Genomic DNA, 7,975 nt, shown 5'->3' with positions numbered 1-7,975 from the left:
TTGGAAACAACAATAAAAAATATTATTTTTTCAAAAAACGGACTTTAAATAGTCCGTTTTTTTTTTTGTATGTTGAGAAGCGCCGCTTTTATTCTTTTTTTCCGACGATTTATTGGGAAATAGAATGAAGTCCTAAGGTTCTTAGTCCCTTTGCTAAGCAGGAGGGTCATTTTTTAATATTTTGCGTTGCGGCTTTCATATGAATCTATTCCCCAACAGACGTGGTAGAGCCGCCCATTCAACAGATCATAGATTTTTGACTGACGGTATCATCAAAACGAACATCTTTAAGGGGACCAATCACAAAATTTAGTTCCTTAAATTTCTTTCAGATGATTTCAAAAAATATTAAAACAACTTAAAAAGTAGCTGTTTCGCAAGCTTTTCGATACCCTAAGAAAGGATTTCTAAATGGATGGAAACATCTTTTAAAATTCATAGCGATGCTTATAAATTCTTGAACTTCGTCCAATTAGATTTCAAGACAGAGGGTATGGACTTTAATGAGAATCATTTTAACTAGAGAACTCAAAAATGAAATTTACTAAAGGAGTGGATGAAATGGGAGCTTTAAACGCAAGCACCGGGGCATGGATCAGCACGGTCGCTTATTTGATTGTTTCCGTAGTGAAAATTTTCGTTGCATGGCAAGTGGATTCTGTTGCTTTAATGGCCGATGGTTTCAACAATTTCACTGATATCATTACATCGATCGCTCTTCTGATTGGACTTTGGGTAGCTAAAAAAGACAAAGATGCAAACCATCCTTACGGTCATTTAAGGGCAGAAAATATCGCTTCGCTGGTGGCAGCATTTGTGATTGCGGCCATTGGATTGCAAATTTTAGTGAATACAATTTCTTCTATTGTTAACCAAGACTTCGTTACACCTGATCAGCTGGCGATATGGGTAGGAATGGGCAGCGGTCTGTTCATGATTTTAATCTATTTCATCAATCGAACCATTGCAGTAAAAGCAAATAGCCAGGGCTTGCGTTCCATCGCAAAAGATAATTTATCAGATGCAATTGTCAGTTTTGGGACCGTGATCGGCATCACAGGAGCGCAGTTCGGAGTGGCGTGGCTTGACCCTGTCACCGGTCTAGTTGTCGGACTCATCATCCTTTGGGCTGCCTGGGGTATCTTCAAAGAGACAGCCTTAATTTTAACTGATGGCATCGATCCGAAAAAAATCATAGAATACAAAGAAACACTTGCTGAAGTTCAGGAAGTCGCGCATGTCCATGACGTAAAAGCCAGAGTCTCTGGCAATAAAGTGATTATAGATATAATTGTCACGCTACAAAGCGGGTTAAACGGAAAAGAGAACATACACGCGATTGAGAAGGTTAAGGAATTAATGAAACAGCGCCATAATAGTCTAATGACTCTTGTCGAAACCAAACCTCCAGTGAGATGAAATTTGCGATGAAGCATTTGTTTTTTCAATTCTAGCTTCACTAAAAATGATACAAGGATATGGAGGAAAGAAATAACTTTGTTCGCCTTAACAAACGCTGTTCATTCTAAAATTATTGAAAGAGGTGATATAAAATGCTGGAATCGTTTAAAAATTTGGACCCGATTATTCAAGCATTCATAGGTACATTGTTCACTTGGGGAATGACCGCTTTGGGAGCAGCACTAGTTTTCACTACAAAAAATGTCAATCAACGATTTCTCGATAGTATGCTGGGATTTGCTGGAGGAGTGATGATTGCAGCAAGTTATTGGTCGCTTCTTGCTCCTGCCATTGACATGGGAGAAGGTGGCTCTTTACCAGCTTGGATGCCTGCGGCCATCGGATTTTTACTGGGTGGCATATTTTTATGGGCGGTAGATAAAGTCCTCCCACACCTCCACCCCAATACATCCTTAGAAAAGGCAGAAGGATTCCACTCAGCTAAAAGAAAGAAGAGCTCTTTGCTTGTATTTGCTATTACACTACATAATATTCCAGAAGGTCTAGCAATCGGCGTTGCATTCGGAGCTGTTGCTGCTGGATTTCCGTCGGCCTCTCTAGCAGGTGCTATAGCATTATCAATTGGCATCGGTATCCAGAACTTCCCGGAAGGCCTAGCTGTTTCCATGCCTCTTCGACGCGACGGATTTTCGCGGCGAAAAAGCTTTCTTTACGGTCAATTCTCCGGAATGGTTGAACCGGTCGCCGCCATCATCGGTGCGTTGGCAGTAGTGTTTATAGAACCTTTACTGCCATATACATTGAGCTTTGCAGCAGGCGCAATGATTTTTGTAGTCGTCGAAGAAGTAATTCCAAGTTCCCAAGAAAAAGGTAACTCTGACTTGGCTTCGATGAGTTTAATGGTTGGGTTTACAATCATGATGATTCTTGACGTTGCCCTCGGCTAATTTCAAGTAGCCTTTGAACCAAGGCTTACTATATGGATATCATATTGGTCGACATTACCAGCCCATTTTAGAGATTGTGTAAATTTATTGCTTTTGCCCTTCCAATCAATATGCTTTTTCAATGAGTTATTAGTTCAGATTTCTCCTATGCTAGCTTTCCTTAAAGAAAGCAACAGCTGGGAGACGAGTGCTAGAATGGATAATTCAATCAATGGGCCAATAACCAAGGCCAAAGCGATTAAAGGCCGGTCTGGAAAGGCGACAACTGCAATGGCCAGCGAAACAGGCGAATTGCGTGCGATAGTCATCAGGCTTAAGCTCACCGTGTCTTCATAGGAAAATCTCAGGGCTTTCCCTGCTGTTTGCGCCAAAATAAAATTAACAACAAAGAACAATAAAACAGGCAGCAGCAAAATGGAAATGACTTCAAGATTATCGAGTAGGTACTTCCCTTGCGAAGCAAACATCGCCATGATCGCCAAGGACAAAAAGAAAGTCTGTGCCGTGGCGAAAAATGGGACGAGTTTCTCCTTCAAGAAGGTTACTCTCTTCCGCAATGCATAGCGCGTAACATGCGCCAAGGAAAATGGAATGACCAAAACCAGGACAATACTTTCGCCGATGGTCGCGAGCGGAATCGGTTCAATCGTACCAGCGAAAATGAACAAATAGACAGGCAGCAGCACGACCTGCAGAATCAAATTAATCGGCAAAACGGACGTGGACAAGGGGACATTCCCTTTGGCAATGGAAGTGAACATCAAGTACCAGTCGGTACAAGGTGTCACCATCAGCATAATGAACCCGATCCATAATGCTGGGTGATCGGCAAGAAAGATTGCTCCTAGCCCCCACGCCACTAAAGGCGTCCAAACAAAGTTGATGATGGTACTGGTATTTAAAAATTTCCGATTCTTAAAAGCATCTTTTAGATGCTGCAAGGGAATGGTTAGAAATAATCCATAGAGCATGAGCAGTAAAAATGGGACGATGAAGGATGCAGCGTATTGTTCAAAGACATGGATCTGACCGAACAAAAGACCGAGACCCACTGCGATTAAAATACTGAGGGTTTGAAATTTCTCAAATACGTTCATAATGGCACTCCTTTACGAAAAGAGAAAACTAACTATATAAGCCACTGCCTATTAAGATTAACTAAGTCAAAAAATTTAAGCCAGCACTTTTGCACAAAAAAAGAGAAGATAAGCTTTGAACAGCTTCTTCTCCCCCTTCGTATATGCAACTTCCGATAATCCCTCATATGTTTACTTAAGAAACATTTAGCAATGGAGAATTCTTCTTCCACACGTCTTCTGCTTTTTTCTCTCTCTTACAGCATGGTTTTCTTCAACTTTTTGTTGCTTCTTAACAAGTCTATGAAGATAAAAAGTGCTTTGGTTTGAAACGGCGAGTTGGTAATAATGGCGAATTCCCTTAAATGCGGCATTCCTTCCATCTCCAGCACCTTCAAATCGCCGGAATTCAATTCTTTTTGAATGGCCCACTCGGATAAAAGACTAATGCCGTCCCCTGCTTCAACCATGGTTTTAATGGATTGATTGCTGCTGAATTCCATGATATTTGCCGGGTGAAAGTTGTACTGCTGAAAAACATTTTCAGCTGCCTCTCTTGTCCCGGAGCCATCTTCTCTTAAGATCCATGGCTGTGCTGCGAGTTGATCGATAGTGATTGCCTTCTTGCTTTGCGTCAAGGGGTTGTTTAGAGATGCAAAGATCACCATTTGATCTTCTGCAAAGATCTCTGTTTGAAGTTCTGATTTTTCTTTAAACCGTCCTTCTACAATGCCGATATCCAATTGGTGATTTGCTACCATTTCAGCAATAACAGCCGTATTGGCGATTGTGACCGCAGCTTTAATATTTGGATAGCCATCCTTTAACTTAGCGATAATGCCTGGAAGAATATATTCTCCAAACGTATAGCTGGCGCCGACCGAGAGCTTTCCAGCGGCCTGACTGCTCAAATCTTCCACCAGGTGCTGCATCTTCTCGTAAAGTTCTGTAATTTCTTTCGCATGATGGTAGACGATTTCTCCTGCTTTATTCATTCGCACATATTTATTCGTTCTCTCCAGAAGTTGAACCCCCATTTCAGTTTCGAGCGAACGGATATGCTGGCTGACAGCTGGCTGCGTCATATGCAATTGCTTTGCAGCCTTAGAAAAATTTTGCTCTTCCACGACTTTAACAAACACTTCAAGCGCTTGGTTCATGGTTCTCCCCCTCAAAACATCCCTATACAATAAGTTTTACTTATTATCATACACTTAAATATTTATTTTACTTATACCAGGTCTCTTCTTATAATGACGGAAGAGGTGTACTTATGTCATCAAAAAATTCTAATTTTACCGATTCATCGAATATGAAAGCATGGATAAACGGTGTATTCTTTACGTTTCTTATCGCTTTTCTGGGATATTTACTGGCAAAAGCTCCCGGCTTTGAATTTATCGGGCAAATGGCATGCGCCATTATCATAGCGGTCTTCTACCGGCAATTTCTTGGATACCCATCGAGCATACGCACCGGAATAACTTTTTCATCGAAGCATTTGCTGAGGGCTGCGATTATTTTATATGGGCTGAAGCTTAACATCGATATTGTGCTGAGTGACGGCATCGGCTTACTTGTCAGAGATGCAGGAGTCATTGTGTTTGCTATCGTCGGAACAATCTTGCTCGCTAAACTCTTTAAGGCGGATAAAAATATATCCTTATTGCTGGGTGTAGGAACAGGTATATGTGGAGCCGCCGCAATTGCCGCCGTAGCTCCCATAATTAAAGCGAAAGATGAAGATACAGCTATCGGGGTTGGCATTATTGCGTTGATGGGAACAGTTTTCGCCATCTCCTACATCATCCTTCGGCCATTCTTGCCAATCGGCGATATCGAATATGGCATATGGACAGGAACGAGCTTGCACGAGGTAGCTCATGTAGCGTTGGCCGGCGCTCCAGCCGGAGAAGACGGATTGGCTATGGCTTTGCTCGCAAAGTTGGGTCGCGTCTTTCTTCTTGTACCAGTTTGCTTCATTTTCATTGTTCTCATGAAGCGAAAAAATAAGGGCTCGGAAGAAACAAACAGTAAGATTGAATTTCCCTGGTTTCTTCTTGGATTTATTGCAATGAGTATTCTTGGCAGCTATGTACTGGGTCCCGTCATTTCCATACCAAACTACTTCATGGAGTTTGTTTCTGTTTTAACGACTTGGCTGTTAACTGCTGCTATGGTAGGTTTGGGACTGAACGTAAGTTTACGGGATTTACGGGAACGTGCTATGCTTCCTTTAGCTGCAATGACCATCGTTTCTGTTGCATTATCGGTATTGACATACTTCATAATTTAAGGAGGATAAAGTGAACCAGAAAACTTTTTTATGGCTTTTGTCACTATTCTTATTTGGGGTTCCACTTTCGCAGCAATCGGTTCCAGTTTAGAAGGAGGATATGAAGCCGGCCATTTAGTATTGGTCCGTTATCTTATCGCATCTTTACTATTTTTAATTTATGCTCTTCTCAACAGAAAACAGTTTAAAAAACCCACTAAAAATGACTTGTTGAAAATTATAATTTTGGGCTGGGTTGGGATCAGTGTATACCACATAGGCGTAACTTTTGGCATACAAACTATCCCTGCTGGAACTGCCGGCATGCTTATTGGTGCAGCGCCGATTTTCACAGCGGTTATTGCGATGCTTGTATTAAAAGAACGATTAACCGTATTAGGATGGGTTGGCTTGGGAGTGGGCTTTGTCGGCATAGTTTTAATCGCTGTCGGTTCCAGTGGATCTTCCTTTTCTTTAGCCAACGGAGCATTATTTGTATTAGGCGCCGCCATAGCAACTTCTATTTTCTTTGTATTTCAAAAGCCATTGCTTAAAAGATATAACCCGATTGAACTTACCGCCTATTTTACATGGGCAGGAACGCTTCCCTTTTTCATATTCTCGCCTGGCCTGTTGGATACGCTCCAACAATCTACTGATGAAGCGCATCTATCCGCTATATACGTGGGTGTCTTTCCAGCTTGTATTGCTTATGTAACTTGGGCAAAGGCCCTTTCTTCCGGAAATGCCAGTGCGGTAGCGAGTATGATGTATTTGGAACCCGCCATTGCTATAGCTGTTGCATGGGTTTGGTTAAAAGAATGGCCTGAAACTCTTTCAATTACAGGTGGAAACGTTGCTCTTGCTGGGGTTATTATTATCAATGCGCTGGGAAGAAATAAAGCTGGCAGTAAACTCGGATTAAATGAGTAAAATTGAATTTTAAAGAGGAAAGATAAAATGAATTCATTTGAAGAAATATATGACCGTAAAAATAGCCGATCCGTCAAATGGGATGCAATGGGCGAAATTTATAATTTAGATGAGACTTCTGATGTTTTGCCTATGTGGATCGCTGATATGGATTTTCCTGCTCCTTCACAAGTTCTAATGGCTTTACAAAAAAGACTCGATCACTCTATTTTTGGTTATTCTCTTATGTGCGATGAGTGCCGGGAAGCCGTCATCAACTGGCAAGCTAAACGAAATGATTGGCAAATCAACCCTGAATGGCTACTGTTCCATCACGGCATCATTCCGGCTATCGCCTCAATCATCGAGACTTATACAGAGAAAGACGACAAAATATTAGTCACGCCACCTGTCTATCCTCCATTTTTTCAATTAGCCCAAAATCAGGACAGGAAAGTGCTGTATTCGAATCTTGTCGAACAAGACGGTCACTATACCATCGATTTCACAGACTTTGAGGAGAAATTAAAAGAATCCTCTCTTTTCATTCTTTGTAATCCGCATAACCCCGGAGGCAGAGTCTGGTCGATTGAAGAATTGCAGAAAGTCATCAAACTTTGCAGCAAATACGATGTCCTCATTATTTCAGATGAAATTCATGGAGATTTAATTGTTGGTCCCGAACGGTATACCCCTTTAGCTAAAATTGCTGGAGAAGAAAGCAATCGGATCTTCACTTGCCTCGCCCCTACCAAAACATTTAACCTGGCAGGCATCCAAGTTGCTGCCGTTGTGGCAACCGACAAAGAAAAACGCTTAAAACTGGAAAAACATGCATTAGCTCATGGTTCTGGCATGCTGAACTCTTTTGCTTCAACTGCATTAATTGCAGCATATAACGAAAGTGAATCCTGGCTCGAACAAATGCTGTCAGTAATTTCCGGAAACATGGATTACGCCATTAAAGAATTAAAGCGTCAAGTTCCTGGAATTGAAGTCACAAAACCTCAAGCGACTTATTTGTTATGGATCAATTATCGGTCTTTGCATTTATCGGAGAAAGAAGTAATGGATCTTCTGCTTACGCACGGAAAAGTTGCTTTGGAACCTGGCAGTAAATACGGAGAAGCCGGATTGGGATACCTCCGTTTAAATGTTGCCTGCCCCCGTCCAATTTTGGAAGATGGCGTGAACAGAATAGCATTCGCATTAACCAAAGAGAAAAAATAAATGATGGAAACGAAAGAAGATGTGCTTTGAACAACCAGTGCTTGTACCCAGTCAATGCTCTAAAACCTATTGAAACTGGAACTGCAAGATTCGCGGGATTAAAATGTAGGATA

General features: G+C 41.5%; 7 protein-coding genes. 5 read left to right on the top strand and 2 right to left on the bottom strand.

Annotated elements, in window-relative coordinates:
* Nucleotides 1–534: 534 nt before the first annotated feature.
* Together CXF70_RS10260 and CXF70_RS10255 are read left to right on the top strand one after the other, a co-directional pair.
* Nucleotides 535–1,419, top strand: coding sequence for a cation diffusion facilitator family transporter (locus tag CXF70_RS10260; RefSeq protein ID WP_101802583.1), 885 nt, complete (start codon nt 535–537; stop codon nt 1,417–1,419).
* A gap of 134 nt (nt 1,420–1,553) precedes the next feature.
* A complete protein-coding gene (locus CXF70_RS10255; protein ID WP_101802582.1) occupies nt 1,554–2,369 on the top strand; it encodes a ZIP family metal transporter in 816 nt (271 codons plus the stop codon).
* A gap of 134 nt (nt 2,370–2,503) precedes the next feature.
* Here CXF70_RS10255 and CXF70_RS10250 read toward each other — a convergent pair whose 3' ends face one another.
* Nucleotides 2,504–3,466, bottom strand: a complete 963-nt coding sequence (locus tag CXF70_RS10250) for an arsenic resistance protein (protein WP_101802581.1) — start codon at nt 3,464–3,466, stop codon at nt 2,504–2,506.
* A 236-nt stretch (nt 3,467–3,702) separates the two neighbouring features.
* Nucleotides 3,703–4,605 (bottom strand): LysR family transcriptional regulator, encoded by a 903-nt coding sequence (locus CXF70_RS10245; protein WP_101802580.1) that lies wholly within the window; start codon nt 4,603–4,605, stop codon nt 3,703–3,705.
* A gap of 113 nt (nt 4,606–4,718) precedes the next feature.
* Here CXF70_RS10245 and CXF70_RS10240 point away from each other — a divergent pair, with 113 nt between their 5' ends.
* The 3 genes from CXF70_RS10240 to CXF70_RS10230 are packed head-to-tail and all read left to right on the top strand — an operon-like array spanning nt 4,719 to nt 7,862.
* Entirely contained in the window at nt 4,719–5,741 is a 1,023-nt protein-coding gene (locus CXF70_RS10240; protein ID WP_101802579.1) for a YeiH family protein, read from the top strand.
* 30 nt (nt 5,742–5,771) lie between these two features.
* Nucleotides 5,772–6,653, top strand: coding sequence for a DMT family transporter (locus CXF70_RS10235; RefSeq protein ID WP_101802578.1), 882 nt, complete (start codon nt 5,772–5,774; stop codon nt 6,651–6,653).
* Nucleotides 6,654–6,680: 27 nt separating this feature from the next.
* A complete protein-coding gene (locus CXF70_RS10230) occupies nt 6,681–7,862 on the top strand; it encodes a MalY/PatB family protein (protein ID WP_101802577.1) in 1,182 nt (393 codons plus the stop codon).
* The last annotated feature ends 113 nt before the right edge of the window (nt 7,863–7,975 follow it).

The organism is Planomicrobium sp. MB-3u-38 (assembly GCF_002836425.1).
Classification (GTDB): domain Bacteria; phylum Bacillota; class Bacilli; order Bacillales_A; family Planococcaceae; genus Planococcus; species Planococcus okeanokoites.
This window is presented reverse-complemented; position numbering and strand designations above follow the sequence as displayed.